The 289-nt window shown below is 58.8% G+C and carries 1 protein-coding gene; it reads left to right on the forward strand.

The features are described from left to right. The coding region (locus EH240_RS37665) for a sterol desaturase family protein (RefSeq protein WP_148101213.1) at positions 1-289 on the forward strand (289 nt) is incomplete at both ends.

A 289-nucleotide genomic window follows, 5' to 3' on the forward strand; every position in this document is an offset into this window, starting at 1 on the left:
ATCGATGCATCCCATTGAGCACTTGCTCTATTTCGGGGTGGTTTTCTGGCACTTCGTTCTCCCCTCAAACCCCGTCATTGCACTCTACCAGCTGCACTTCGCAGGCTTCGGCGCCGTGCCTGGGCACATCGGTTTCGACACGGTCGAGACCGGCGATGAGCGGGGGTTCGATACCCACGCCTATATGCACTACCTCCACCATAAGTACTTCGAGGTGAATTACGGCGGCGAGGGCCTCGTCCCCGTGGACCGGATGTTCGGCACCTATCACGACGGGTCGAAGGAATCC

The sequence above is a fragment of the Mesorhizobium tamadayense genome (assembly GCF_003863365.1).
Taxonomy (GTDB): Bacteria; Pseudomonadota; Alphaproteobacteria; order Rhizobiales; family Rhizobiaceae; genus Mesorhizobium; species Mesorhizobium tamadayense.